The organism is Spirillospora sp. NPDC048824 (assembly GCF_043198455.1).
GTDB lineage: Bacteria > Actinomycetota > Actinomycetes > Streptosporangiales > Streptosporangiaceae > Spirillospora.
Genome location: NZ_JBICUS010000007.1, coordinates 80,802 through 105,373, shown reverse-complemented (window position 1 = coordinate 105,373; position 24,572 = coordinate 80,802). Strand labels below are relative to the sequence as shown.

The window sequence follows — 24,572 nt, the reverse complement described above, 5'->3', positions numbered from 1 at the left end:
GGCCCGGTGTGGGACCAGGGGGCGAACTTAGGTCGATCCGGCGGCGGACCAATGGCCCCTCTGTATCGCCCTTTAGGTTGACGTGCCGCGTCCTGCCAGACGCTAGGTTCGTAACCATGCCGATCATCGCCACCCAGGGCCTGACGATGAGGTTCCCCCGGGTGACCGCCCTGGACGACCTCTCCGTGGCCGTCGAGCCGGGCGTCGTCGGGCTGGTCGGCGCCAACGGCGCCGGCAAGTCGACCCTCATCAAGATCCTGCTCGGGCTGCTGCCGCCGACGTCCGGCACCGCGACCGTCCTCGGCCTCGACATCGCGCGCGAGGGCCTGCGGATCCGGGAGAGCGTCGGGTTCATGCCCGAGTACGAGTGCCTGCCCCCGGACGTGTCCGCGACGGAGTTCGTCGTGCACATGGCCCGGATGTGCGGGCTGCCCCCGACCGCGGCCCGCGAACGCGCCGCCGACACGCTCCGGCATGTCGGCCTGTACGAGGAGCGCTACCGCCCCATCGGCGGGTACTCCACCGGGATGCGGCAGCGGGTGAAGCTCGCGCAGGCCCTCGTCCACGACCCGAAGCTCGTGTTCCTGGACGAGCCCACCAACGGCCTCGACCCCGCCGGACGCGACGAGATGCTCGACCTGATCCGCCGCATCGGCGCCGAGTTCGGGATCAGCGTCCTCGTCACGTCCCACCTGCTGGGCGAGCTGGAACGGGTCTGCGACCACGTCGTCATCATCGACGGCGGGAAGCTGCTGCGCTCCCAGGCCGTCGAGGCGTACACGACCGCCAGCGGCGTCCTCACCGTCGAGGTGGACGAGGGACGCGACACGCTCGGGCAGCACCTCTACGACCAGGGCGTGTCCGTCCACCCGGAGGGCCGGTTCCTCGTCGTCGACATCGCCGGGGAGACGACCTACGACCTGATCCGCGACGGCGTCGCCGACCTGGGGCTGCGGCTGATCCGGATGGAGCAGCGCCGCCACCACATCGAAGAGGTCTTCCAGGCGGACGCTCCTGGAGCGCAGGCGGCCGGAACCGTCCCGCAGGAGGCGTACCGATGAGCACCAGCACGATCCACGACATCGGCTACCGCCACTACGAGGGCCGCCGCAACGGCCGCGCCTACGTGCTGCGGTCCCTGTACGTCCACAACCTGCGCGCCGCCTTCGGTCTCGGCCGGCCCGCCCGCGCGAAGATCATGCCGTTTCTGGTCGCGGGCCTCATGATGCTGCCCGCCGCCGGGTCGGTCGCCGCGTTCGCCTTCACCAAGGAGGACGACGCGCTGATCCCGTACTCCGCGTACGCCAACGTCATGCAGGTCATCGTGGCGATCTTCCTGGCCACGCAGGCGCCGGTGCTGGCCTCGCGGGAGGTGCGCTTCCACGTCATCCCGCTGTACTTCTCGCGACCCGTCGGGCACCTCGACTTCGTCCTGGCGAAGGGCGCCGCGATGGCGACCGCGCTGTTCGCTCTGATGGCGGCGCCCGTCACCCTCCTGTACGTCGGCGGTCTCGTCGCCAAGGCGCCCGATTCGGGGCAGCAGCTCCTGGAGTACCTCGGCGCCCTGGTCGGCTGCGTGCTGTACGCGCTCGTCCTGTCGGCGATCGGGATGGTGGTCGCGGCGTTCACCCCGCGGCGCGGCTTCGGCGTCGCCGCGGTCATCGCCGTCTACATGCTCAGCACCGCGTTCGTCGGCATCGTCCAGGGGATCGCCGAGGCGCGGACCAACTTCACCCTCCAGGGCTGGATCGGGCTGGCGGCCCCGTTCAACCTGGTGGACATCGTCCAGGTCAGGTTGCTCGGCGCCGAGTCGTCCTCGCCCGGCATCGCGCCCGGCGTCACCGGCGGCGTCGTCGCGCTGGCGCTGTGCGCCGTCATCGTCGCCGGCTCGATCGCGGTCCTGTACCGCCGTTTCCGGAAGGCGGGCCTCTCATGAACGAGCGGAGCGAGCCGGGGGGTGTGGGGGGTCGTCCCCCCACAGGGCATCCGATGGAGCGGAGCGAGCCGGGGGGTGTGGGGGGTCGTCCCCCCACAGGGCATCCGATGGAGCGGAGCGAGCCGGGGGGTGTGGCGCGGCGTCCGAGTGAGCTGGTTCTGGAGAACGTGTCTCGCTGGTACGGCAACGTCGTCGCCGTCAACGGCGTCTCGATGAAGGTCGGGCCGGGCGTCACCGGGCTCCTCGGCCCGAACGGCGCGGGCAAGTCGACGCTCATCCACATGATGGGCGGGTTCCTCGCGGCGTCGTCCGGCACCGTCACGCTGGACGGGACGCCGATCTGGCAGAACCCGGGCGTCTACCGCAGCCTGGGCCTCGTCCCGGAGCGGGAGGCCGCCTACGACTTCCTCACCGGCGAGCAGTTCATCCTCGCGATGGCGAAGCTGCACAAGCTGCCCGACCCGTCCGCCGCCGCCCGCCGCGCGATCGGCCTGGTGGAGATGGACTACGCCGCCGGACGCCAGATCGGCAACTACTCCAAGGGCATGAAGCAGCGCATCAAGATGGCGTCCGCCCTGGTGCACGACCCGCCCGTCCTGCTGCTGGACGAGCCGTTCAACGGCATGGACCCGCGGCAGCGGCTCCAGCTGATGGACCTCATCCGCCGGATGGCCGACGAGGGCCGCACCATCCTGTTCTCCTCCCACATCCTGGAGGAGGTGGAGCGGCTCGCCAGCCACATCGAGGTGATCGTCGCCGGCCGGCACGCCGCGTCCGGCGACTTCCGCAAGATCCGCCGGCTGATGACCGACCGGCCGCACATATTCCTCGTCCGCTCGTCCGACGACCGCCGGCTCGCCGCCGCCATCATCGCGGACGGCTCGGCCCGCAGCGTGCAGCTCACCGACAAGGGCCTGCAGATCGAGGCCGTCGACTTCCAGCGTTTCACCTGGCTGCTCCCGCAGGTCTCCCGCGACGCGGACGTGCGCCTCTGGGAGGTCTCCCCGGCGGACGAGTCCCTCGAAAGCGTCTTCTCCTACCTGGTGGCACGATGAACCCGACCATCGCGGTGATCACGTTCCGGGCGATGCTCGGCCGCAAGCGGGCGCTGCTCCTGCTGGGCCTGCCGGTGCTCCTGCTGGTCCTGTCGGTCATCCTGCGCGCGACCGGCAACAACGACCTGGACCTCTCGGCGCACGTCCTGCAGAACTTCGGGCTCGCGACCCTGCTGCCCCTGCTCGCGCTGATCGCCGGGACGGGCGTGATCGGGCCGGAGATCGACGACGGCCAGATCATGTACGTGCTGACGAAGCCGATCCCGCGCGAGGTGGTCGTGCTGACCAAGCTGGTCGTCGCGATCGTCCTGGTGACGGTGTTCGCGGTCGTCCCGACGCTGCTGGCGGGTCTCGTCCTGATCGGCACGACCGCGCAGGTGACGCCCGCTTTCGCGATCGGCGTCCTGGCCGGCGGCGTCACCTACAGCGCGGTGTTCGTCGCCCTCGGCGTCATGAGCCGCAACGCCGTCACGATCGGTCTGCTGTACGCACTGGTCTGGGAGACCCTCCTCGGCAGCTTCGCGCCGGGCGCCAAGTCGGCGTCCGTCCAGCAGTGGTCCTTGTCGCTCACCGACGCCCTCACGGACGCGTCGCCGGTGACGTCGACGGTCGGCCTGCCCCTGGCCGTCACGCTGCTGGCCCTGGTCGCCGTCGCCGCGACGCTCCTGGCGACCTTCCGCCTCCGCACCCTCCCCGTCGCCAGCGCCGACTGACGCCGGCGCGGGCGTGGGAGGTCACGCGGTCGGGGCCGTCGTCTCCTTGCGGAGTTCGGGGAGGACCTCTTGGGCGAGCCGCTCGGCCTGCTCGCCGGGCCCGGGACCGGTGGGCATGAAGTTGAACGTGGTGAAGCCCATGGCGGCGAAGCCGAGGAGCTTCTCGACGACGGCGTCGGGTGGGCCGCTCACCGTGCCGGGCTCGTCGCCGGCGTGCTCGCCGACGCGGACGCCGACGTTGTAGGCGCAGGTGATGTCGGCGGGGTCCCGGCCGGCGGCTTCGGCGGCGGCCAGGACGCGCTCTCGCATGGCCCTGGCCTTGTCGGGCGGGGCGAAGCCGAGGGACGGGATCCACCCGTCGGCCAGCCGTCCGGTGAGGTCGAGCGCCCTCGGCCCGAAGGTGCCGAGCCAGATCGGGATGCGGCGCCCGGGTTTGGGCTCCAGGTCGGCCGCGTCGGTGTGGTGCAGCCGGCCCCGGAAGGTGAAGGCCGGTTCGGACCACAGGCCGCGGGCGATGCGGACGGCGTCCTCAAGACCGTCGATCTTGTCCCGCGGGGTGGGGACGCGCATGCCGAAGGCGCGGAACTCGTCGTCGGAGTATCCGCCGCCGAGCCCGAGCACCAGCCGCCCGCCGGACAGCCGGTCGAGCGTCTCGGCCATCTTCGCGACCATGGCGGGGTTGCGGTAGGGGACGCCCAGGACGCGGGTGGCCACGCCGATCCTGGACGTCGCCGCGGCGATCCACGACAGCATCGTCCAGGTCTCCATGGTCGGGTGCGCGGTGCAGGGGTGATCCGAGGCGGACACGAAGTCGAAGCCGAGTTCCTCGGCTTTGCGGGCGTCGGCGGCCGGGTCGGCGCCGGGGGCGGCCGAGGTGGAGATGTTCAGGCCGTAGCGCATGGTCGTACCTCCAGTTTGGCGATGAAGAACTGGGCGAGGGGTCCGATGCTCACTGCGTAGAGGACGGTCCCGATTCCGACGGTGCCGCCGAGCAGCCAGCCGAGCACCAGGACGGTGGCCTCGATCGCGGTGCGCATGACCCGGATCGAGTGGCCGCGTGCGGCGAGGCCGGTCATGAGCCCGTCCCGCGGCCCGGGACCGAGGCCCGCGCCGATGTACAGGCCCGTCGCCGCGCCGTTGCCGACGATGGCGGTCACGAGGAACGCGACCCGCCAGCCGAGATGGTGCGGTTCGGCGACGGCCGCCAGGGTCGCGTCGACGGCGAGGCCCACGACGATCACGTTGCTGACCGTCCCGAGCCCGGGCGGCTGGCGCAGCGGGAACCACAGCAGCAGCACCAGGACGGCGGTGAGGTTGACGATCCAGCCGAGCGGCAGGCCGGTCCGTCCGGCGAGGCCCTGGTGGAGGACGTCCCACGGGTCGAGTCCCAGTCCGGCGCGGACCATCAGCCCGATGCTTACGCCGAAGAGGACGAGCCCGGCGTACAGGCCGCCCAGCCGCCGCCACTTATTTGACATGTCAAGAAAAATACGGAGGCGGTACATGACATGTCAAATAAGATGGCGCCATGGACGAACCGCGCTGGCTCACCCCCGCCGAAGACCGCGCCTGGCGCGGCTACCGGCGCCTGTCCCTGCTGCTCGACCGGCAGCTCGCCGGCGACCTGGCGGCCGACTCGGGCCTGTCGGAGGCCGACTACGACGTGCTGTCGAACCTCTCCGAGACGCCCGGCGCCCGGATGCGGCTGACCGACCTCGCCGCGCACATGCGCTGGTCGCCGAGCCGCCTGTCGCACCAAGTGACCCGGATGCAGCGGCGCGGGCTGGTCGCCCGCGACACCAGTCCCGCCGACGGCCGCGCCGCGGTCATCGTCCTCACCGGCGAGGGCCGCCGGACGATCGAGGAGGCCGCACCTCGTCACGTGGCGTCCGTGCGGCGCCACCTCATCGACCTGCTGACCCCCGAGCAGGTGGACGCCCTCGCCGCCATGACCGACACGGTCGTCGCCCACCTCGTCGACGTGGAATCACAGCGATCGGGCCCGGTCTCATGACCGGAATCTGTGTCGATCCACGGACGCGGCCGGGGCGCTCCGGGTTCGGGGGGACTGTGCAGGTCTGCCATATGCCTGTGCTGTGACGCGTGTTACAACGGCCGTGGAAGGTCTTTGATCGTCCACCAGGGAGTGTGCTCATGTCAGTCTCGCGCCGCCGGGTCCTGGCCGGGACGGGTGCGGTGGGGGTGGGGATCGCCTTCACCGGCGCCGTCGAGGAACTGTTCGCCGGTGACGCGGCCGCCGCGCCGATCGGCGGCCGTGAGGGGTACGGGCCGCTGGTGCCCGACCCGAAGGGTGTGCTGGACCTGCCGCGCGGGTTCCGATACACCGTCCTGTCCCGCGAGGGGGAGCCGCTGCGTTCGGGGGAGGGGACGGTGCCGAGCAACTTCGACGGCATGGCCGCCTTCCCCGCGAGGGGACGCACCTGGCTCGTCCGCAACCATGAGAACCGCCCGGACGCCGAGCACCGGGTGCCGCCGGTCAAGGGCGTCACCTACGACCCGGGGGCCCTCGGCGGCTGCACCGCGCTGGAGGTCGGCCACGGCGGGCGGGTGCACACCGAGCGGGTCGCGATCGCGGGGACGGCGGTGAACTGCGCGGGCGGCCCGACCCCATGGCGCACCTGGCTGACCTGCGAGGAGAACGAGGACAAGGCGGGCACCGGGGACTTCACCAAGGACCACGGGTTCATCTTCGAGGTCGACCCGTACCGGCAGGGCCGCACCGTTCCCGAGCCGCTGACCGCGATGGGGCGGTTCCAGCACGAGGCGATCGCCGTCGACCCGCGCGACGGGACCGTGTACGAGACCGAGGACGCGTTCGACAGCCCGTTCGGGCTGTTCTACCGGTTCCGGCCGAGGAGCCCTCGCGGCGGGTTCGGGAGCCTGCGGGCCGGCGGGCGGCTGGAGGCGATGCGCGTCCCCGGCGTCCCGGACCTGTCGGTGGTGCAGGAGCCCGGCACCGTGTTCCACCACGTCGGATGGGAGCGGGTGCCCGACCCGCTCGCGAAGGAGACCCCGATCCGGTTGCAGGACTTCGGGCGCGGCGGCGTCACGCACGCGCAGAAGCTGGAGGGCTGCTACTGGGGCGGCGACCGCGTCTACTTCGTGACGAGCTTCGCGCGTAAGGACGAGGGGTCGGGCGCCGATCACTTCGGGCAGGTGTGGTCGTACGAGCCGCGGAGCCGGCGGCTGACCCTCGTGATCGTGTTCGGCCCGGACACCGACGTGCAGATGCCGGGCGAGTCGCCCGACAACATCTGCCTCGCGCCGCACGGCGGGCTGATGGTGTGCGAGGACGGCGGCGGCGCGCAGCACGTGTACGGGGTGACCCGCCGCCGCGAGGTGTACGCCATGGCCCGGAACCGGCAGAACATCGGGACGGACGCCGAGCCCGAGTGGGGCGAGTTCGCGGGCGTCACGTTCTGCGGAGGCGGCCGGACGATGTACGTGAACGTCTACGATCCGGGCACGACGTTCGCGATCACCGGCCCCTGGAACCGCTACTGACCCCGCTCACTCGCGGCATGCCGGGGGTCATACGAACCGGACGGCACCGGCTCGCCGCGAGTCGCCGGGCTCAGATGCGCCGCAGGCGGACTCGCTGGACGGAGTGCTCCCTGTCCTTGTGCAGGACGAGGGTGGCGCGGGCGCGGGTCGGCAGGATGTTGGAGACGAGGTTGATCTCGTTGACGTCCCGCCAGACGCGCTGCGCGAACGCGGCGGTCTCGTCCTCGTCCAGTTCGTGCGCGTACTTGTGGAAGTACGAGCGCGGGTCGGTGAACGCGGTGCGGCGCAGCGCGAACAGCCGGTCGATGTACCACTGCCGGATGTCCTCGACGCGGGCGTCCACGTAGATGGAGAAGTCGAAGAAGTCGGACACGCCGAGGCTGCCGGCGGGCGGCGCCTGCAGGACGTTCAGGCCCTCGACGATCAGGATGTCGGGACGCCGGACGGTCTGCGTCGCACCCGGGACGACGTCGTACTCCAGATGCGAGTACACCGGGATCGCGTGCTCGTCCGCGCCCGACTTGATGGCGGAGACGAACCGGACGAGGGAGCGGCGGTCGTAGGACTCGGGGAAGCCCTTGCGGTCCATGATGCCGCGCTCGGAGAGGATCGCGTTCGGGTACAGGAAGCTGTCGGTGGTGACCAGCTCCACCGTCGGATGCTCGGGCCAGCGGGCGAGCAGCGTGCGCAGCAGCCGGGACGTGGTGGACTTGCCGACCGCGACGCTGCCCGCGATCCCGATGATGAACGGGGTGGGCTGCACCTCGCCGCCGACGAAGCCGCTGACGGTGTCGCGCAGGCGCCCGTCCGACAGGAAGAACAGGTTCAGCAGCCGGGACAGCGGAAGGTAGACCTCCTCGACCTCGGTGATGTCGATCGGGTCCTTGAGCCCGCGCAGTGCCTCCAACTCACCGGGCGTGAGCGGCAGGGGCGTGTTCTCGCGCAGGCCGCGCCAGGCTTCACGGGAGAGTTCCACGTAGGGGCTCGGCACGCTGTCCCATCCGCCGCTCGTCATGACTGAAACATTGACTTCCTCCCCCTCATAAGAGGGGGATTCTCCCCCTCACGGGTGAGGTTTCCTGCTTCGCGGCCGATGGCCGAAGGGGGGTCCCTCGCGGTCTCACATCAGCTCCACAGGCCGACACGGCTTGACCAGCCGCCAGGATGTTCTTCGCGGCGTTGACATCCCGGTCGTGCCGGGTGCCGCAGGACGGGCATCGCCACGTCCGGGTTTCGCGAGAGAGCTCGGCGAGCAGGAATCCGCACGCCGAGCATGTCTTGGAGGACGGATACCAGCGATCGATCACGATCAGAGTCCGGCCGGCCCGTTGACTCTTGTAAGTGAGCTGGCGGCGGAACTCGCCCCATCCGCAGTCGGAGATGCACTTGGCCAGCGTGCGATTCTGGACCATCCCCCGCACGTTGAGGTCCTCAACCACGATCACGTCGTGGTCGCGGACGATCTGTGCTGAGGTGCGGTGCAGGAAGTCCTTGCGGGTATCACGAACCTTGCTGTGGGCACGGGCGACCTTGGTTTTGGCCTTGGCGCGGTTCGCCGATCCGTGCTGCTTACGGGCCATGCGCCGTTGGTAACGGGCAAGATTGCGTTCCCGCTTGGCCAGCGGGCGTGGGTTGGCGATCTTCTGGCCGGTCGACAGGACCGCGAACTCCCTTACTCCGAGATCGACCCCGACGGCGCTGCCGGTCCTCGGGAACGCTTCGGGTTCTGAGTCGGTCTCTATAGCGAAGCTGGCGTAGAAGCGGCCGTCGGGGTTGCGGGAGATCGTCACTGTGGTCGGAGCGAGGGTGGCCGGGTCCACATCGGGCCATGACCATACGAATTCCAAGGGAGCGTCCAGCATCTTGGCCAGATACAGCCGCCCCTCCCTCCAGCGGAACGCCGAGCGGGTGTAGGTCGCCGACTGGCGACCATGCCGTGACTTGTAGCGGGGGTAGCGAGCGCGCCCAGCGTAGAAGTTGACGAACGCGGTGTGTTGATGCCGCAGCCCCTGCTGCAATGGCACGGACGACACTTCCGTCAGGAATGTCAGCCCGGGATCGCGTTTGAGGTCGGTCAGATACCGATCGGACTCAGGGTAGGACGTGGAAACACCTTCTGTGTGGTAGCGGCCATGCCGCCAGGCCAGCACCCTGTTCCACACTAGGCGCACACAGCCGAAGGTGCGGTTCAGGGCTGCAGCCTGATCCGGAGTGGGGTAGACCCGTACCTTGTACGCCGTGCGCATGACCGAAACCTTACATGACCGAACCATGATCGGTAAGTGGTTCGCTTCCTCGGTCCCCCTCGGGCGTGCGGGCTGTGCCATCGTCTACGGCCCCTTGTAGGTAGGTCCTGGGGAGGACACCGAATAGAGTTGCCGCCATGTGCGGAATCGTGGGGTACGTAGGCGGCCGGCCGGCGTTGGACGTGGTCGTGGAGGGGTTGGCGCGGCTGGAGTACCGCGGCTACGACTCGGCCGGGGTGGCCGTGCTGGCCGACGGGAAGCTGGCGACGGCCAAGCGCGCGGGCAAGCTCGTGAACCTCCGGGGCGCCCTGGAGGAGGAGCCGCCGCCCGCCGGGACACTCGGCATGGGGCACACGCGGTGGGCGACGCATGGCGCGCCGAACGACCGGAACGCGCATCCGCACGTCGACTGCACCGGGTCCGTCGCGGTGATCCACAACGGGATCATCGAGAACTTCGCCGAGCTGCGGGCGGAGCTGCAGGAGGCCGGGCACGGGCTCGTCTCCGACACCGACACCGAGGCGGTCGCGCACCTGCTGGAGGACGAGCTGAAGGCGGGCGGCGACCTCGCCGAGGCGATGCGCCGCGTCTGCCGCCGGCTGGAGGGCGCGTTCACGCTCGTCGCGGTGCACACCGGCGACGCCGACCTCGTGGTGGGCGCCCGCCGGAACTCCCCGCTGGTCGTCGGGGTCGGCGACGGTGAGAACTTCCTCGCCAGCGACGTCGCGGCGTTCATCGCGCACACCCGGGACGCGATCGAGCTCGGCCAGGACCAGGTCGTCGAGCTGCGCGCCGGCGGGGTGACCGTCACCGACTTCGAAGGACGTCCCGCCGAGGTGAAGGAGTACCACGTCGACTGGGACGTGTCGGCCGCGGAAAAGGGCGGCTACGACTACTTCATGCTCAAGGAGATCGCCGAGCAGCCGCGGGCCGTCGCGGACACCCTGCTCGGCCGGATCGGCACCGACGGCCGGCTCCACCTGGACGAGATGCGCATCCCCGACCGGGAGCTGCGCGAGGTCGACAAGATCATCATCGTGGCGTGCGGGACGTCCTACCACGCCGGGCTCATCGCCAAGTACGCGATCGAGCACTGGGCGGGGCTGCCCTGCGAGGTGGAGCTCGCCAGCGAGTTCCGCTACCGGGACCCGATCCTGTCCCCGACGACGCTGGTCATCGCGATCTCCCAGTCGGGGGAGACGATGGACGCGCTGATGGCCGTCCGGCACGCGCGGGAGCAGAAGGCCAAGCTCCTCGGCATCTGCAACGTCAACGGCTCGACGCTGCCGCGCGAATGCGACGGCGTCCTGTACACGCACGCCGGGCCGGAGATCGCGGTCGCGTCGACGAAGGCGTTCCTCACCCAGCTCGTCGCCGTCTACCTCATCGCGCTCTACATCGCGCAGGTGCGCGGCACCAAGTGGGGGGACGAGGTGTTCGCCATGGTGCAGCTCCTGGAGCGGATGCCGGAGAAGGTGGAGAAGGTCCTGGAGACGATGGGGCCGGTCCGCGAGCTGGCCCGGTCGCTGTCGGACGAGCATTGCGTGCTGTTCCTCGGCCGGCACGTGGGCTTCCCCGTCGCGCTCGAAGGCGCGCTGAAGCTGAAGGAACTCGCGTACATGCACGCCGAGGGCTTCGCCGCCGGGGAACTGAAGCACGGCCCGATCGCGCTCATCGAGGAGGGCCTGCCGGTGGTGGTCGTCGTGCCGCCGCGCGCGCGGGAGGTCCTGCACGACAAGATCGTGTCGAACATCCAGGAGATCCGGGCGCGGGGCGCCCGCACCATCGTGATCGCGGAGGAGGGCGACGAGTCGGTCAAGCCGTACGCCGACACGCTGATCAGCGTGCCCGCCGTTCCGACGCTGCTCCAGCCGCTGGTCACGACCGTCCCGCTGCAGGTGTTCGCGTGCGAACTGGCCACCGCGAAGGGCCATGACGTCGACCAGCCCCGCAACCTCGCCAAGTCCGTGACGGTCGAGTAGCCGCCCGGCTTCACCTGCGTCGTCCGGGTCGTCCCGGAACCTCCCGGCGGTGGGGCGCGTCCCAAGAAAATCGGGATCGGCCCCGCGTCGGGAGGTGACGGGTGTCAGGACACGACGATCTCGGGATCGAGGCACGCGGGGTGGTGCGGGACTTCGGGCCCGTGCAGGCCCTGCGCGGCCTCGACCTCACCGTCCCGTACGGGCAGGTCACGGCGCTTGTCGGGCCGAACGGCGCGGGCAAGACGACGCTTCTGCTCATCCTCGCGACGCTGCTGGCGCCCGACCGGGGCACCGTGCGGATCGCGGGGCATGACGCGCTCACCGAGCCCGGCAGGGCCCGCGACGCGCTCGGCTGGATGCCGGACACGTTCGGCGTGTACGACCAGCTCACCGTGGACGAGTATCTGGCGTTCTTCGCCGACGCCTACGGGCTGCCGAAGGCGGAGCGTCTCCGGCGGCTCAGGGCGCTGCTCAGCCTCGTCCACTTGGACGACCGCCTCGGGCAGCCCGTCCACGCCCTGTCGCGCGGGCAGAAGCAGCGGCTCGGGCTGGCGCGCGCCCTCGTGCACCAGCCCCGGGTCCTGCTGCTGGACGAGCCCGCGTCCGGCCTCGACCCGCGCTCGCGCATCGAGCTGCGCGACCTGCTGCGGTCGCTAGCGGCGGACGGGGTCGCGGTGCTGGTGTCGAGCCACATCCTCAGCGAGCTGGAGGAGATCGCCGACCGGGTCGTCCTGGTCGACCACGGCCGGACGGCGGGGGACCACGCCATGGCGGACCTCGCCGGCATGGCGGCCCGCGTCCGCTGGCGGATCCGCTCGCTCGCCCCGGGCCTGCTCGCCGACGCGCTGACCCGGACCCTCGGCGGGCGGACGGACCTGGAACCCCTCAGCGACCTGCCGGGCGGCGCCGAGGTCGGCCCGCTCACCGAGACCGAGGCGGCCGGGCTGCTGGCCGACCTGGTCGCCGCGGACGTGCCCGTCACCGGCCTGGCACCCGCGGGCAGCGCACTCGAATCGGCCTACCTGGCGATGACCGGCAACCGGAGGTGAACCCGCCATGACCGCGCGCGGAATCGGCCTGGTGGCACGGCAGGAGATCAGGACCCGGCTGCGGACGGGCCGCTGGAAGACGCTGCTGGCCATCTGGTTCGTCACCGTCAACGGGCTCGGGCTGCTGCTGCGGCTGGCGCTGGAGGCCGATGACACGTCGAGGGAGTTCGGCGAGCCGGGCGTTCCGATGTTCGGCAGCGTCCTGTTCGGCGTGCTCGTGCTGACGCTGCTGATCACCCCCGCGCTCAGCGGCCAGTCGATCAACGGGGACCGGGAGCGCGGGACGCTCGCCACGCTGCAGGTCACCCGGCTCACGCCCTGGGAGATCGCGCTCGGCAAGCTCGCCGCCGCGTGGGGGACGGGCCTGGTCACGCTGCTGCTGACGCTGCCGTGCGTGCTGTGGCCGGTGGCCGAGGGCGCGGTCGGCGTGGGGCGCGCCCTGGTCGTCCTCACCGTCATGGCCCTGCTCATCGGCGTGGTCTGCGCGGTGTCGCAGGCGTGGTCGGCGCTGCTGGCGCGGAGCATCACCTCGGTGCTGATGTCGTACCTGACGGTCTTCGGGCTGCTGGCGGGCACGCCGCTGCTGTTCATGATCGCGGTTCCGGTCACCGCGGAGCACCGCCGGGTGGAGTCCGCGTACGGCGTCCACGGGGAGACGATCGAGCACACCGAGCGCGTCTGGTGGCTGCTCGCGCCCAACCCCGTGGTCGTCCTGGCCGACGCGGCGCCGAGGCTGCCCGAGCGCGAGATCATCGCCGGCGACGTGAGGTACATGCGGTCGCCGTCGAACGATCCGCTCGGCGGGCTCAGCCGCGAGGTGCGCGACATCCGCGAAGGGGACGGCGGCCACCACGGATCCGACCGGGGCGAGGGCGGTTCCGTCTGGCAGTACGGGCTGCTGTTCGACCTGTTTCTCGCCGCCGGTGCTATCTGCCTGACGGCCACCCGGCTGCGCACGCCCCTTTACCGCGTTCCGAAGGGCGTCCGCGTGGCCTGAAACCGGGCCGGTACGATCACGAAGACAAAATAGCCCGGCAGCACCGCGACCGACGTGAAAATGTTCAGCGCCAACCGCGGCCGAACGCATTTATCGACACTGCGTGCAATTCTCCGATTGAGCTGGAATTCTCAGTCGAAGTGAAACTTGCAGAGACGCTTTCAGGGGCGGTCGAAACGGCCCGCCCTGATGTGCTCGGTGAACCTGCGCCATTCATCGAGGCCGAACGCGAGGCGAGTGGCGGTGTCCTCGGTGTCCCGCACGGATATCGCCTCGTCGTCCAGTCGTGCGACCTCGACGCAGCCGTTGCTGGCGCATCGGGAGCTCCTTCTCCATCGGGCGGGCAGTGTCCCATGGACCAAACTCATGCCGGCTCCTGCCTTGAAAGTTGCATTGCTCTCGGCCGCGCTGCCGGTGCCAGACACAAGGTAACAAGATCGCAAAAAACTCCTGATCACCTGCGGTCAGTACGGTGCGCGGGTGACAGGAGTGACGAGGTAGAAGCAGAGTTTCGGCTGGGGGAGCAACGAGCCGAGTCCGGCGTGGACCCGGCTCGTCCACCGCGGCGCCCTACCGTGCCCTCAGCGGGCGGCGGCCGGGCTCTGGCCGCGTCTCATCGGCGCAAATCGAATTCGCCCTTCTTGGCTCGTCCGACGAACTCCTGCCACTCTCCCTGGGAGAACGACAGGACCGGGCTCTGCGTGCCGTGCTTGGCGTCACGCGCCCCAATGGAATGGGACGAACCGTCCAGTGTGGCGACTTCGACGCACGTGTTACTCGCCCCGCAGTGGGCGCTTCTCCTCCATTGCGGAGCAGGAGTGGCGAAAGGGGACACTCGGTGCCTTTCACAAGGATTGAGCCCCTTTGCGGGCCTCACCAGGCGTCTCTGGCCTCGGTGATGCGTCGCCGTGATTCGGAGGCGTCCAAGGCCTGAGTGGCCAAGCTTGTATAGGCGAGCCTGTACATATACGTAACAGTCTCATCCGCAAAGTGGCTGATTGTCAGGGATTCGGTGTGCACGATATCAGGGAAAACGATGTCGTGCACCGGTGAGAATTCCAGCAGGATAAACGACTCCGCCAACACCGAGTGTGTCACGTCCAAAGGCAGGATCTGTACCTTCACATGCGGAAGCTCGGTCATCCGGCACAGATGTTCAAGCTGCTCGCGCATCACCTTCTGGTCCCCGATCCGGCGCTTGAGAACCGCCTCGTCGAGAACGACCGACAGTTCCAGCGGATGGGCCCGGTGCAACAGGTCCCGCCGCCGCATTCGCACGTCCAGCCGGCGTTCGAGTTCCTGTGGCGGCAGGGTCGCGAGGTCGCTCCAGCCACCGATCACGTGCCGCGCGTAACTCTCGGTCTGCAGCAGGCCGGGGAAGACGGTGCTGCCCCATTCCCTGACGGCCGTGGCCTCGGACTCCAGCGCGATGAAGTCGGCGAGTTCGCTCGGCAGGTCGCGGTATTCCTCCCACCATCCCCGTTGGGCGGCGTCGTGCGCCAGGGAGACGAGGTCGTCGCGGCGGGCATCGTCGATCTCGTACAGGTCGAGGAGACGTCGCACGTCGCTGATCTTCGCGCCGGTCCGCGCGTTCTCGATCCGGCTGACCTTGGCGGTCGACCAGGTCAGCCGATCGGCGACCTCGTCTCCCGTGAGCCCCTTCCGCTCGCGCAGTCTCCGAAGTTCGGCCGCCAGCCGCCGTTGCCGGACGGAGGGACCTCGGGAAGTGCTCATTGATCGGGCCTCTCCAGTCCCGGCGGACTGATCTGGGCGCATTCTGCCGCACCGGAGTGCCGCAGTGCGAATACATCGGACCGGATGAGGAAGATTCTACGGCCGATGGTTCTCTCCCGCACATGACACCGAAACTTGCAGTGCAACGTACAAATGCCACTCGCGCGGGTCCGTCACCCTGCGAGAACGGGGAAGCGGGATTGCGGAGAGCCTCCGCGTGGCACGCTACGTGTGTGATCGACTTGGGGAGCCGCGGATGAGGTACGCGCACGAGGTCGGCAAGGTACGGACGGCCGAGCAGGCCCTGATGGCCCGGCTCCCCGCCGGTGCCCTGATGCAGCGCGCCGCCGCCGGCCTCGCGTCCGTCTGCACCCGGCTCCTGCCCGCCGTGTACGGGGCACGCGTCGTCCTGCTCGTCGGCGGCGGCGACAACGGCGGCGACGCCCTCTACGCCGGGGCCCGCCTCGCCCGGCGCGGCTCCCGCGTGCAGGTCGTCCAGGCCGGCTCCAAGATCCACCCCGGCGGTCTCGCGGCCCTGCGCGCCGCCGGCGGCCGCGTCCTGCCCGGCGGCGAGGCCGCCGCCATCGACGACGCCGACCTGATCATCGACGGGCTGACCGGAATCGGCGGGACGGGCGGCCTCCGCGAACCCCACGCCCGGTACGCCGCGCTGGCCTCCGCGTCGACCGGCCTCGTCGTCGCCTGCGACGTCCCGAGCGGCGTGGACGCGAGCACCGGCCGCGTCGACGGAGCCGCCGTCCACGCCGACGTGACCGTCACCTTCGGGACGCACAAGCCGGGCCTCCTGATCGACCCGGGCGCGTCCCACTGCGGTGTGGTCGAACTGGTCGACATCGGACTCGGCCCCGACCTCCCCGACCCCGACGTCGTCGCCGCCCGCCCGGACGACGTCCAGCCGCCCGAGCCCGGCTCCGAGTCCGACAAGTACCGCCGCGGCGTCGTCGGCGTCCTCGCCGGCGGCGACGAGTTCACCGGAGCCGCCGTCCTCACCACGGGCGGCGCCGTCCGCGGCGGCGCCGGCATGGTCCGCTTCGCCTCCGTCGCCCACCCGGTCGAACTCGTCCGGCACCGCTGGCCCGAGGCCGTCACCACGGTCATCGAGCCGGGCTCCGGCGGTCCCGCGATCCTCGACCGCGTCGGCCGTGTCCAGGCGTGGGTCGTCGGCCCCGGCCTCGGCACCGGCGACGCCGGCGAGTCGCTCCTGGAGGCCGTCCTCACCACCGAGCTGCCCGCGCTCGTGGACGCCGACGGCCTCACCGTCCTGTCCCGCCGCCGCGACCTGCTGCGCCGCGCCGCCCCGACCGTCCTCACGCCCCACGCAGGTGAGCTGTCGCGCCTCATCGGCGCCCGCCGCGAGGACATCGAAGCCAGGCGCCTCGAACACGTCCGCCGCGCCGCCGCCGAACTGTCCGCCACCGTCCTGCTCAAGGGCTCCACGACCCTGGTCGCCGAGCAGGACCGTCCCGTCCGAGTCAACCCGACCGGTACCCCGCGCCTGGCCACCGCCGGCACGGGCGACGTCCTGTCCGGCCTCATCGGCGCCCTCCTCGCCGGCGGAATGCCCGCCATCGACGCCGCCGCCGCCGGCGCCTACCTCCACGGCCTCGCCGCCCGCCTCGCCGCCGCCCCCGACCCCGGCCCCGATTCCCCCATCAGCGCCCACGACGTGATCACCGCCCTCCCCGTGGCCTTCCGCAACCTCAACCAGGGCGTCGAGTCCTAGAGACCTCTCGGCGAACGGCTTCGCCGGAATTGACCACTGCCCTTACGCTTTCCGGCCGTCGCGATCGTGCGTACGGACCGCCGACCTCGGCCACCGCCGCAACCCCGCGACAACCTGGACCGCCGCGATCGCGTCCGAAGGCAGGTTTCGAGCGTGCGAGAAACCTGATCGCGCAGCGAGCCGCCAAGGCGAGTTCGGAGCGATGCAGCGATCGCACTGCAAATAAACACGGCAGACTGGTGACCATGAGGGTTCCGGCGGAGGCGCGAATCGATCTCGGTGCCATTGGCGACAACATCGGGCTGCTGCGTGAGCGCGCGGGGGGCGCCGAGGTCATGGCCATGGTGAAGGCCGAGGCGTACGGGCACGGGCTGGTCGAGGCGGCCCGCGCCGCGCTCGCCGGCGGAGCCTCGTGGCTGGGCGTCGCGAAGCTGGCCGAGGCGCTGCGGCTGCGGGACGCGGGTCTCACCGTCCGGACGCTGGTGTGTCTCGGGGTGCCCGGTGAGCCGTACGAGGCCGCCGTCGCCAGGGACGTCGACCTCACCGTGGGCGCGGTGTGGCTGCTCGACGAGGTCGTGCGGGCGGCGGAGCGGGCGGGGCGCCCGGCACGGATTCACCTCAAAGCCGACACGGGCATGTCCCGCGGCGGGGTGCGGGGCCGGGACTGGGAGGCGCTGGTCGACGCGGCGCTGAAGGCCGAGTCGGCGGGGCAGGTGCGGGTGGCCGGGGTCATGTCCCACTTCGCCTGCGCGGACGAGCCGGGCCATCCGTCGGTGGCGGCGCAGATCGGCGCGTTCACCGAGATGGCCGGGTACGCGGAGAAGGCGGGGGCACGGTTCGAGGTACGGCACCTGTCGAACTCGGCGGCCACGCTGACGTCGCCCGAGGCCCGGTTCGACCTCGTCCGGCCGGGGATCGCCGCCTATGGGCTGACGCCGGTGCCGTCGCTCGGCACGTTCGGGCTGCGTCCCGCGATGACGCTCGTGGCGGACGCGGCGCTGGTCAAGCGGGTCCCGGCAGGCAGCGGAGTGTCATACGGTCACACGTACCACACCGAACGGGACACGACCCTCGCCGTGGTGCCCGCCGGGTACGGGGACGGGATCCCCCGGCACGGGTCCAACCTGCTGCAGGTGCTCGCGGGCGGGCGGCGCCGGACGATCGCCGGGCGGGTCTGCATGGACCAGTTCGTCATCGACCTCGGCGACGACCGGCTCTCGGCGGGCGACGAGATCGTCCTGTTCGGGCCGGGCGATCGTGGTGAGCCGACCGCGCAGGAGTGGGCGGACGCACTGGGAACGATTTCCTATGAGATCGTCACCCGCATCGGGTCCCGGGTACCGAGGGCGTACCCGGGAGGGGCGCTGTAGGGGGCGCGTGTATGGACAGCAGAAGCAGGCGCAGGCTCGGCGTCGCCGGTGCCGTCGCGGGCGCAGGGGTCGGCGCGGCCGTCGGCGTGCGGCACGCCGTCGTCGGCCGGGTACGGCTGCGGCCGGATCCGGACGCCGGCGAGCCCTTCGGCGAGCTGCGCGGCCGGGAGCTGACCGTGCAGTCCGACGACGGCCTCCTCCTGCACGTCGAGGTGGACGGCCCGGACGACGCCGACCTCACCATCGTGTTCTGCCATGGCTACACCCTCAACCAGGACGCCTGGCACTATCAGCGCCGTGACCTGCAGGGATCCCTGCGGATGGTGTTCTGGGACCAGCGCAGCCACGGCCGTTCGGGACGCAGCGAGCCCACGCACGCGACGATCGAGCAGACCGGCGACGACCTGCACGCCGTGCTGAAGGCGACGGTTCACCCGGACCGGCCCGTCATCCTCGTCGGGCACTCGATGGGCGGTATGTCGATCATGGCGCTGGCGGACCGGCATCCGGAGCTGTTCGACCGGCAGGTCGTCGGGGTCGCGCTGATCAACACATCCTGCGGTGACCTGGCGGAGATGACGCTGGGGTTGCCGCTGGTGCTGGCCAAGGTCGTGAGGCCGCTGGCCCCCCGGACGCTGCGCGGCCTCGGCCGCCGCGCCGAGCTGGTGGAACGGGCCCGCGGGCTGGGCGCCGACCTGGCGTTCGTCGTGACGCGGAAGATGGCGTTCGCCGACAAGCACGTGAGCCCCACCGTGGTCGACTTCCTGGAACAGATGATCAGGGCGACGCCCATCGATGTGATCGCCGAGTTCTACCCGGAGCTGATGGCGCACGACAAGGTCGCCTGCCTTGAGGTCCTCGGCAACGTGCCGACGCTGGTGCTCTGCGGCGGGGAGGACAGGCTGACCCCCGCCGAACACGGCCGCCGCATCGCCGACGCGCTGCCGGACGCGGAGATGGTCGAGGTGGAGGAGGCCGGGCACGTGCTGCCGCTGGAGTACCCGGGCGTGGTCACCGGCGGGCTGCGCCGGCTGGTCGAGCGCGTCCGGCCGAGGTACAAGAAGGAGCGCACCGCGTGAATGTGATTTCGCTCACTGTTTCCACGGCTGAGGACATGCGTGAGCTGGGCGTACGTCTTGCCGGCGTGCTCCGTCCCGGTGACCTGCTCGTGATGACGGGGCACCTGGGCGCGGGCAAGACGACGCTGGCGCAGGGCGTCGGCGAGGGCCTGAAGGTGCGCGGGCCGATCACTTCGCCCACGTTCGTGATCGCGTGCGTGCATCCCTCGCTGGCCGGCGGGCCGCCGCTGGTGCACGTGGACGCCTACCGGCTCGGCGGTTTCGCGGAGCTGGACGACCTCGATCTTGATGCGTCCCTCGACGAATCGGTGACGATCGTGGAATGGGGGGAAGGGCTCGCGGAGGGGCTCGCCGAGGACCGGCTGGATGTGATCATTTCGCGTGGGGACGGGCCCGGCGAGGCACGTGAAGTAAGGATCGTCGGCATCGGTCATCGCTGGTCCGACCTGGAACTTGGCGCCAGATGACTGGGTCCGAACAACTTCTGCGTTTTTTGTAACTTGGGGTGGTCCACTTTACGGCTGCATGTCGTACTCTTTGCCGGAACGAGCCTCACCTTCACGACTTATTGATTTCCGCAAGCAGGAGTGGGATCCGGTGAGTGGTAGCCATCGCAGCGGTAGTCACCGCGACAGCTACCGCGGTTCGGACGGTGGCCAGGACGGCGGTTACCGGCAGGACGGCGGTGTATACGGCGCGGGTGGCGACGAGTACGCGCCGTACCCGGGCCAGGAGCCCCGCGGTTCCTCGGGAACCGGCGGGTACGAGTCCGGCAGGTATCAGTCCGGCGCGTACGAGTCAGGCGCGTACCAGTCCGGTGCCTACGAGTCGGGTGGTTACGAGTCCGGTGGCCGCTATGGCGCCGGCCGATCGGGTAGCGGTCCCTACCAGAGGGAGACCGGCCCGTACCAGACCGGGAGCGGCCAGTACGGCCGGGACACCGGCGGGTACCGGAGCGACACCGGCGGATTCCGAAGCGACACGGGCGGCTACCGGACGGGCAGCGGTTCCTACCGGTCCGCCGGCGGCGGATACCGGACCGGCAGCCACCGCGTCGTGCGCGATCGCCGCACCGGAAGGCGCTGGGCCGTCGTCTTCGGCGGCATCGGCGCCGCGATCGCCGTCTGCGTCCTCGCCGCGTTCGTCGTCCTGAGCGGCGTCGGCGCGAGCGGCGGCGACGACGGCGGCCAGGTCGTCGGCAGCGGCGCCAGCGAGAGCTCGCCGATGTCGAAGGGCGAGCGCTCCGCCGTCCCCGACTCCTGCACGATCATCGGCCAGGACGTCATCGACCGGCTGGCGCCCGACTCCGAGCGCAACGAGGCCGACAACTACCAGAGCAGCGACCGGCAGAACCAGTGCGTCTGGGGTGCCTACGCGGGCGACAACAAGCGTCAGCTCACCGTCGAGCTCCGCGCGATCGCCGCCGAGGGCGGCCAGACGGCCACCGACACCGCCGGCGCCAAGTTCGGCTCCGAACGCTCCGCCGACGAGTCCGGCAAGGCCCTTCTGCCCGGCCAGGAGCTCAAGGAGAAGATCCGCCTCGACGATGTCGGCGACGACGCCTACGTCGTCTACAGCGTCGACGACGGGCAGGGGGCCGGCGAGGCGATCGGCAACGTCCGCGCGGGCAACGTCCTCATCACCATCCACTACTCCGGCTCCAACGACGGCGACCCGCTCTCCTGGGACGACGCCAAGAACGGAGCCGTCGAAGTGGCCAAGACCGTGATCCAGGCCCTCAACCAGTCCTGATCCGGCGGAGCCGCCCGTCCCGGCCGGGCGGTTCCGCGGCGGGCTCTGACCTGTAGGCTTTCAACCCGTGCTGGTCTTGGCTTTCGATACCGCGACCGCCGCGATCACCGTGGCGCTGTACGAGTGGACACCGGGTGAAGGCGCCGTCCCGCGTGGCGTGGCCGAGGCGGTCGACCGGCGCAGACACACCGAGCTGCTCACCCCGTCCATCGCGGGGGTGATGGCGGAGGCCGGGGCGGCGGCGGGTGATCTGAGCGCGATCGCCGTCGGAGTGGGGCCGGGGCCCTACACGGGGCTTCGGGTCGGGCTCGTCACCGCCCGCTCCATGGGGGAGGCGCTGAGCATCCCGGTGCACGGCTTCTGCACGCTGGACATCATCGCGTGGGCGACCGGCAGGGCCGAGCCGTTCGCCGTCGCCACGGACGCCCGCCGCAAAGAGGTCTACTGGGCGCGATACGACACGTGCGGCGCGCGGGCCACCGGGCCTGCCGTGGGGCCGCCGTCCGACGTGCTGGACGGGGCGCCCCCCGGGCTCCCCGTCGTCGGTGAGGGCGCGGCCCTTTACCCGGACGTCCTCGGCGGTTCGGAGCACGAGCCGCTGCTGCCGACCGCCAGTGCGCTGGCGGAGCTGGCCGTCGCGCGCCTGGCCGGGATGAAGGGACCGGAGCTCCTGCCGCCCGAGCCCCTCTACCTGCGCAGACCGGACGCCAAGGAGCCGGGGCCGCGCAAGAGGGTGACGCGGGCGTGAGCGGAGTCGTCCTGCGAACGATGACCGGCGCGGATCTGCCGGCCGTCCACCTGCTGGAGCAGTCGCTGTTCCCCGAGGACGCGTGGAGCGCGGAGATGCTCAACGCCGAGCTCGCCGACCAGCCGCGGACGCGGCACTATGTCGTCGCGGAGGCGTCCGGCGGCGACATCGTCGGCTACGCCGGCCTGGCCGCGGCCGGTGGGCAGGCCGACGTGCAGACCATCGGGGTCCGCGCCGACCAGCGGGGGAGCGGCGTCGGGGCCGCGCTGCTCACCGAGCTGCTGGACGAGGCCGTCCGCCGCAACAGCGAGGCGGTGTTCCTGGAGGTCCGCGCCGACAACGACGGGGCCCGCCGGCTCTACGAGCGGTTCGGCTTCGACAAGGTCGGTATCCGCAGGCGCTACTACCAGCCTTCGAACGTGGACGCGATCGTCATGTGCCGCAAGCTCCGCACCCGTCCGCCCATGGGGTTCAGTAGGGAGAGAAAGTGATTCGGGACGAGCCGCTGGTCCTCGGCATCGAGACGTCGTGCGACGAGACCGGCGTCGGCATCGTCCGGGGCAAGACGCTGCTCGCGGACGCCATCGCCTCCAGCGTCGACCAGCACGCCCGGTTCGGCGGCGTCGTGCCGGAGGTCGCGTCGCGCGCGCACCTGGAGGCGATGACACCGACCGTCGAGCGGGCGCTCGCGGACGCCGGCGTCGCGTTCACCGACGTGGACGCGTTCGCGGTGACGGCGGGCCCCGGCCTGCCGGGCGCGCTGATGGTGGGTGTGGCCGCCGCCAAGGCGTACGCGCTGTCGCTCGGCAAGCCGCTGTACGGCGTCAACCATCTGGCCGCTCACGTGTGCGTCGACCAGCTCGAACACGGCCCGCTGCCGAAGCCGTGCGTGGCGCTGCTGGTGTCCGGCGGCCATTCGTCGCTGCTGCTGGTGCCGGACGTGGCGGCGGACGTCCGGTCGCTCGGCAGCACGGTGGACGACGCGGCGGGCGAGGCGTTCGACAAGGTCGCGCGCGTCCTCGACCTCGGCTTCCCCGGCGGCCCGATCATCGACCGGATGGCCCGCGACGGCGACCCGGCCGCGATCGCGTTCCCGCGCGGGAAGTACAAGGACGGCACCTACGACTTCTCGTTCTCCGGCCTGAAGACGGCGGTGGCCCGCTGGGTGGAGGCCAGGGAGCGCGCCGGCGAGCCGGTCCCGGTCTCGGACGTGGCGGCGTCGTTCCAGGAGGCCGTCGTGGACGTCCTGACGCAGAAGGCGCTGAAGGTCTGCAAGGACAACGGCGTCCACGACCTCCTGATCGGCGGCGGCGTCGCCGCGAACTCGCGGCTGCGGGCCCTCGCGGCGGACCGCTGCGAGGCCGCCGGCATCCGCCTGCGCGTCCCCCGCCCGAAGCTCTGCACCGACAACGGCGCGATGGTGGCCGCGCTGGGCTCAGAGCTCGTCACCTCGGGCGCCGCCCCGTCCGACCTTCGGCTTCCCGCCGACTCCAGCCTCCCCATCGAGGCCATAACCCTTTAGCACTGCGCCAGGAGCTGGGCCAGGTAGTCCTCGTAGAGGGGGACTTCGGCTTCGTCCAGGGCGCGGTTGTCGTCTTCGGGGAGCAGGTCCAAGAGGGTGCGGATGTCCCAGTAGGGGTCGTGTGGGTAGCCGCCGGAGACCTGGTCGAAGATGGACAGGAAGCGGTCGGCGACCGGCGGTCCGTAGCGGAGGGCCAGTCCGCGGCGCATGCGGGCGATGTCGACGGCGATGGGCCCGGACGAGGTGTCGGACCAGTCGACGACGCCGGTGAGCCTGCCGTAGGACCAGAGCGTGTTGTCGGCGTGGTAGTCGCGGTGGATGAAGCGGACGGGTGAGTCGGGGGCGGGGCGGGCGGCGACTTCGTGGGCGCGTTCCCACAGGCCGGGACGCAGGGCGTGCTTGGGCGGGAGCCGCACGTCGAGCCGGTTGTGGGGGACGTACGGCGGCATGGTGGACGCCCCGTTCAGGGCGTGCACCGGCAGCAGCGCGGCGGCCAGCTGGATGAGGTATTCGGGCAGGTCGTCGGGCGACGGGCGCGGCGGGTGGCCGGTGAGCCGGGTGACGAGCAGGGCGGGGACGTCGCAGTAGGCGCCGGCGGGGTCGGCGGCGACGAGGGCGGGGGTGGGGATCTCGCAGCCGGCGAGCAGGGCGAGCGCGGCGATCTCGCGTTCGGGGGAGAACTCGGTGGCGCTGTAGCGGCGGCGCCGCCCGGGCGCCGGGCCGCGGGGCGTCCAGCGGCGCAGGACGAGGCGGTGGGGGCTGCCGGAGCGGCTTTCGACGAGCAGGGCGTGGTTGGCGTGGGCGGTGCCGCCGGGGAGCGGCCGCACCATCCGGACTTCGGCGCCCTTGCCGAGGCACTCCTCGACCCACCGCAGGGTGGCGTCGCCGGGTGGGGTGCCGGTCGTGAGGCAGGGAGCCGGTGTGTGGGTCACCTGATCCATGAAAACGGATTCCGAAGAGTATGGGGAGTGATTTTATGAAGACGGAACGTAACAAAAAGCACGTCATCGCGCTGTGGCGAACAAACACCTTCGGTCGCCGCGGTGCTTTGCCGGACAAACTTCGCGGATTCCGCGGGGTATCCACCTGCCGGACGGGAACCGGGCGCGGACCGGGTGGG

25 protein-coding genes are annotated in these 24,572 nt (G+C 71.0%); 17 read left to right on the top strand and 8 right to left on the bottom strand.

The window, feature by feature from the left end:
• Positions 1-116: 116 nt before the first annotated feature.
• From ACGFIS_RS15730 to ACGFIS_RS15715, 4 genes are all read left to right on the top strand, one after another.
• The gene (locus ACGFIS_RS15730; protein WP_392905383.1) at positions 117-1,061 is read left to right on the top strand and encodes an ABC transporter ATP-binding protein; all 945 of its coding nucleotides are present in this window, start codon (positions 117-119) and stop codon (positions 1,059-1,061) included.
• The gene (locus ACGFIS_RS15725) at positions 1,058-1,936 is read left to right on the top strand and encodes an ABC transporter permease (RefSeq protein WP_392905380.1); all 879 of its coding nucleotides are present in this window, start codon (positions 1,058-1,060) and stop codon (positions 1,934-1,936) included. The genes ACGFIS_RS15730 and ACGFIS_RS15725 overlap by 4 nt, the downstream gene beginning before the upstream one ends.
• A 107-nt stretch (positions 1,937-2,043) precedes the next feature.
• A complete protein-coding gene (locus ACGFIS_RS15720) occupies positions 2,044-2,991 on the top strand; it encodes an ABC transporter ATP-binding protein (protein WP_392905378.1) in 948 nt (315 codons plus the stop codon).
• On the top strand, positions 2,988-3,704 hold the full coding sequence (locus tag ACGFIS_RS15715) for an ABC transporter permease (protein ID WP_392905375.1): 717 nt from the start codon (positions 2,988-2,990) through the stop codon (positions 3,702-3,704). The genes ACGFIS_RS15720 and ACGFIS_RS15715 overlap by 4 nt, the downstream gene beginning before the upstream one ends.
• Before the next feature lie 21 nt (positions 3,705-3,725).
• Here the strand turns inward: ACGFIS_RS15715 and ACGFIS_RS15710 are convergent, their stop codons facing one another.
• Together ACGFIS_RS15710 and ACGFIS_RS15705 are read right to left on the bottom strand one after the other, a co-directional pair.
• Positions 3,726-4,604 carry an LLM class flavin-dependent oxidoreductase gene (locus tag ACGFIS_RS15710; protein ID WP_392971371.1) on the bottom strand — a complete coding sequence of 293 codons (879 nt, stop codon included), beginning with the start codon at positions 4,602-4,604 and terminating at the stop codon, positions 3,726-3,728.
• Positions 4,589-5,182, bottom strand: a complete 594-nt coding sequence (locus tag ACGFIS_RS15705) for a YitT family protein (RefSeq protein WP_392971368.1) — start codon at positions 5,180-5,182, stop codon at positions 4,589-4,591. The genes ACGFIS_RS15710 and ACGFIS_RS15705 overlap by 16 nt, the downstream gene beginning before the upstream one ends.
• Positions 5,183-5,232: 50 nt before the next feature.
• On the opposite strand from ACGFIS_RS15705, the gene ACGFIS_RS15700 reads away from it, so the two are divergent.
• Positions 5,233-5,718, top strand: a complete 486-nt coding sequence (locus tag ACGFIS_RS15700; protein WP_392971365.1) for a MarR family winged helix-turn-helix transcriptional regulator — start codon at positions 5,233-5,235, stop codon at positions 5,716-5,718.
• Between the two features lie 140 nt (positions 5,719-5,858).
• Complete coding sequence (locus ACGFIS_RS15695; RefSeq protein ID WP_392971362.1) at positions 5,859-7,229, top strand: alkaline phosphatase PhoX; 1,371 nt, start codon at positions 5,859-5,861, stop codon at positions 7,227-7,229.
• A 70-nt stretch (positions 7,230-7,299) separates the two neighbouring features.
• Here ACGFIS_RS15695 and coaA read toward each other — a convergent pair whose 3' ends face one another.
• Positions 7,300-8,244 (bottom strand): type I pantothenate kinase, encoded by a 945-nt coding sequence (gene coaA / locus ACGFIS_RS15690; protein ID WP_392971359.1) that lies wholly within the window; start codon positions 8,242-8,244, stop codon positions 7,300-7,302.
• Between the two features lie 25 nt (positions 8,245-8,269).
• Positions 8,270-9,475 (bottom strand): RNA-guided endonuclease InsQ/TnpB family protein, encoded by a 1,206-nt coding sequence (locus ACGFIS_RS15685; protein ID WP_392905359.1) that lies wholly within the window; start codon positions 9,473-9,475, stop codon positions 8,270-8,272.
• A 137-nt stretch (positions 9,476-9,612) separates the two neighbouring features.
• Here ACGFIS_RS15685 and glmS point away from each other — a divergent pair, with 137 nt between their 5' ends.
• From glmS to ACGFIS_RS15670, 3 genes are all read left to right on the top strand, one after another.
• The gene (gene glmS / locus ACGFIS_RS15680; RefSeq protein ID WP_392905357.1) at positions 9,613-11,457 is read left to right on the top strand and encodes a glutamine--fructose-6-phosphate transaminase (isomerizing); all 1,845 of its coding nucleotides are present in this window, start codon (positions 9,613-9,615) and stop codon (positions 11,455-11,457) included.
• Between the two features lie 101 nt (positions 11,458-11,558).
• Positions 11,559-12,506, top strand: coding sequence for an ATP-binding cassette domain-containing protein (locus ACGFIS_RS15675; RefSeq protein ID WP_392905354.1), 948 nt, complete (start codon positions 11,559-11,561; stop codon positions 12,504-12,506).
• Between the two features lie 7 nt (positions 12,507-12,513).
• Complete coding sequence (locus tag ACGFIS_RS15670; protein ID WP_392905352.1) at positions 12,514-13,503, top strand: ABC transporter permease; 990 nt, start codon at positions 12,514-12,516, stop codon at positions 13,501-13,503.
• Positions 13,504-13,664: 161 nt separating this feature from the next.
• Here the strand turns inward: ACGFIS_RS15670 and ACGFIS_RS15665 are convergent, their stop codons facing one another.
• The 3 genes from ACGFIS_RS15665 to ACGFIS_RS15655 all read right to left on the bottom strand — a co-directional run bounded on the left by ACGFIS_RS15665 (position 13,665) and on the right by ACGFIS_RS15655 (position 15,237).
• Entirely contained in the window at positions 13,665-13,871 is a 207-nt protein-coding gene (locus ACGFIS_RS15665; RefSeq protein ID WP_392905350.1) for a DUF397 domain-containing protein, read from the bottom strand.
• 245 nt (positions 13,872-14,116) lie between these two features.
• On the bottom strand, positions 14,117-14,338 hold the full coding sequence (locus tag ACGFIS_RS15660) for a DUF397 domain-containing protein (RefSeq protein WP_392905348.1): 222 nt from the start codon (positions 14,336-14,338) through the stop codon (positions 14,117-14,119).
• Positions 14,339-14,376: 38 nt separating this feature from the next.
• Complete coding sequence (locus tag ACGFIS_RS15655; RefSeq protein WP_392905346.1) at positions 14,377-15,237, bottom strand: helix-turn-helix domain-containing protein; 861 nt, start codon at positions 15,235-15,237, stop codon at positions 14,377-14,379.
• Between the two features lie 256 nt (positions 15,238-15,493).
• Here ACGFIS_RS15655 and ACGFIS_RS15650 point away from each other — a divergent pair, with 256 nt between their 5' ends.
• The 8 genes from ACGFIS_RS15650 to tsaD all read left to right on the top strand — a co-directional run bounded on the left by ACGFIS_RS15650 (position 15,494) and on the right by tsaD (position 23,452).
• Positions 15,494-16,981, top strand: a complete 1,488-nt coding sequence (locus ACGFIS_RS15650) for an NAD(P)H-hydrate dehydratase (RefSeq protein ID WP_392905343.1) — start codon at positions 15,494-15,496, stop codon at positions 16,979-16,981.
• 245 nt (positions 16,982-17,226) lie between these two features.
• A complete protein-coding gene (alr, locus tag ACGFIS_RS15645; RefSeq protein WP_392971356.1) occupies positions 17,227-18,351 on the top strand; it encodes an alanine racemase in 1,125 nt (374 codons plus the stop codon).
• An 11-nt stretch (positions 18,352-18,362) separates the two neighbouring features.
• Positions 18,363-19,430, top strand: coding sequence for an alpha/beta fold hydrolase (locus ACGFIS_RS15640; RefSeq protein WP_392905337.1), 1,068 nt, complete (start codon positions 18,363-18,365; stop codon positions 19,428-19,430).
• 2 nt (positions 19,431-19,432) lie between these two features.
• The gene (tsaE, locus tag ACGFIS_RS15635; RefSeq protein WP_392971580.1) at positions 19,433-19,897 is read left to right on the top strand and encodes a tRNA (adenosine(37)-N6)-threonylcarbamoyltransferase complex ATPase subunit type 1 TsaE; all 465 of its coding nucleotides are present in this window, start codon (positions 19,433-19,435) and stop codon (positions 19,895-19,897) included.
• A 130-nt stretch (positions 19,898-20,027) separates the two neighbouring features.
• Complete coding sequence (locus ACGFIS_RS15630; protein WP_392971353.1) at positions 20,028-21,182, top strand: hypothetical protein; 1,155 nt, start codon at positions 20,028-20,030, stop codon at positions 21,180-21,182.
• A gap of 67 nt (positions 21,183-21,249) precedes the next feature.
• Positions 21,250-21,930 (top strand): tRNA (adenosine(37)-N6)-threonylcarbamoyltransferase complex dimerization subunit type 1 TsaB, encoded by a 681-nt coding sequence (tsaB, locus tag ACGFIS_RS15625; protein WP_392971350.1) that lies wholly within the window; start codon positions 21,250-21,252, stop codon positions 21,928-21,930.
• Between the two features lie 20 nt (positions 21,931-21,950).
• On the top strand, positions 21,951-22,421 hold the full coding sequence (rimI, locus tag ACGFIS_RS15620) for a ribosomal protein S18-alanine N-acetyltransferase (protein WP_392905974.1): 471 nt from the start codon (positions 21,951-21,953) through the stop codon (positions 22,419-22,421).
• A complete protein-coding gene (gene tsaD, locus ACGFIS_RS15615; protein ID WP_392905327.1) occupies positions 22,418-23,452 on the top strand; it encodes a tRNA (adenosine(37)-N6)-threonylcarbamoyltransferase complex transferase subunit TsaD in 1,035 nt (344 codons plus the stop codon). The genes rimI and tsaD overlap by 4 nt, the downstream gene beginning before the upstream one ends.
• Here tsaD and ACGFIS_RS15610 read toward each other — a convergent pair.
• The gene (locus ACGFIS_RS15610; RefSeq protein ID WP_392905324.1) at positions 23,449-24,393 is read right to left on the bottom strand and encodes a phosphotransferase family protein; all 945 of its coding nucleotides are present in this window, start codon (positions 24,391-24,393) and stop codon (positions 23,449-23,451) included. The two genes, tsaD and ACGFIS_RS15610, sit on opposite strands and share 4 nt — an antisense overlap.
• Positions 24,394-24,572: the final 179 nt, after the last annotated feature.

What these genes read in the sequence shown, in the direction of transcription:
- ACGFIS_RS15730 (WP_392905383.1), top strand. Translation starts at nt 117, where the DNA reads ATGCCGATCATCGCCACCCAGGGCCTGACGATGAGGTTCCCCCGGGTG.
- ACGFIS_RS15725 (WP_392905380.1), top strand. Translation starts at nt 1,058, where the DNA reads ATGAGCACCAGCACGATCCACGACATCGGCTACCGCCACTACGAGGGC.
- ACGFIS_RS15720 (WP_392905378.1), top strand. Translation starts at nt 2,044, where the DNA reads ATGGAGCGGAGCGAGCCGGGGGGTGTGGCGCGGCGTCCGAGTGAGCTG.
- ACGFIS_RS15715 (WP_392905375.1), top strand. Translation starts at nt 2,988, where the DNA reads ATGAACCCGACCATCGCGGTGATCACGTTCCGGGCGATGCTCGGCCGC.
- ACGFIS_RS15710 (WP_392971371.1), bottom strand. Translation starts at nt 4,604, where the DNA reads ATGCGCTACGGCCTGAACATCTCCACCTCGGCCGCCCCCGGCGCCGAC.
- ACGFIS_RS15705 (WP_392971368.1), bottom strand. Translation starts at nt 5,182, where the DNA reads ATGTCAAATAAGTGGCGGCGGCTGGGCGGCCTGTACGCCGGGCTCGTC.
- ACGFIS_RS15700 (WP_392971365.1), top strand. Translation starts at nt 5,233, where the DNA reads ATGGACGAACCGCGCTGGCTCACCCCCGCCGAAGACCGCGCCTGGCGC.
- ACGFIS_RS15695 (WP_392971362.1), top strand. Translation starts at nt 5,859, where the DNA reads ATGTCAGTCTCGCGCCGCCGGGTCCTGGCCGGGACGGGTGCGGTGGGG.
- coaA (WP_392971359.1), bottom strand. Translation starts at nt 8,244, where the DNA reads ATGACGAGCGGCGGATGGGACAGCGTGCCGAGCCCCTACGTGGAACTC.
- ACGFIS_RS15685 (WP_392905359.1), bottom strand. Translation starts at nt 9,475, where the DNA reads ATGCGCACGGCGTACAAGGTACGGGTCTACCCCACTCCGGATCAGGCT.
- glmS (WP_392905357.1), top strand. Translation starts at nt 9,613, where the DNA reads ATGTGCGGAATCGTGGGGTACGTAGGCGGCCGGCCGGCGTTGGACGTG.
- ACGFIS_RS15670 (WP_392905352.1), top strand. Translation starts at nt 12,514, where the DNA reads ATGACCGCGCGCGGAATCGGCCTGGTGGCACGGCAGGAGATCAGGACC.
- ACGFIS_RS15665 (WP_392905350.1), bottom strand. Translation starts at nt 13,871, where the DNA reads ATGAGTTTGGTCCATGGGACACTGCCCGCCCGATGGAGAAGGAGCTCC.
- ACGFIS_RS15655 (WP_392905346.1), bottom strand. Translation starts at nt 15,237, where the DNA reads ATGAGCACTTCCCGAGGTCCCTCCGTCCGGCAACGGCGGCTGGCGGCC.
- ACGFIS_RS15650 (WP_392905343.1), top strand. Translation starts at nt 15,494, where the DNA reads ATGAGGTACGCGCACGAGGTCGGCAAGGTACGGACGGCCGAGCAGGCC.
- alr (WP_392971356.1), top strand. Translation starts at nt 17,227, where the DNA reads ATGAGGGTTCCGGCGGAGGCGCGAATCGATCTCGGTGCCATTGGCGAC.
- ACGFIS_RS15640 (WP_392905337.1), top strand. Translation starts at nt 18,363, where the DNA reads ATGGACAGCAGAAGCAGGCGCAGGCTCGGCGTCGCCGGTGCCGTCGCG.
- rimI (WP_392905974.1), top strand. Translation starts at nt 21,951, where the DNA reads ATGACCGGCGCGGATCTGCCGGCCGTCCACCTGCTGGAGCAGTCGCTG.
- ACGFIS_RS15610 (WP_392905324.1), bottom strand. Translation starts at nt 24,393, where the DNA reads ATGGATCAGGTGACCCACACACCGGCTCCCTGCCTCACGACCGGCACC.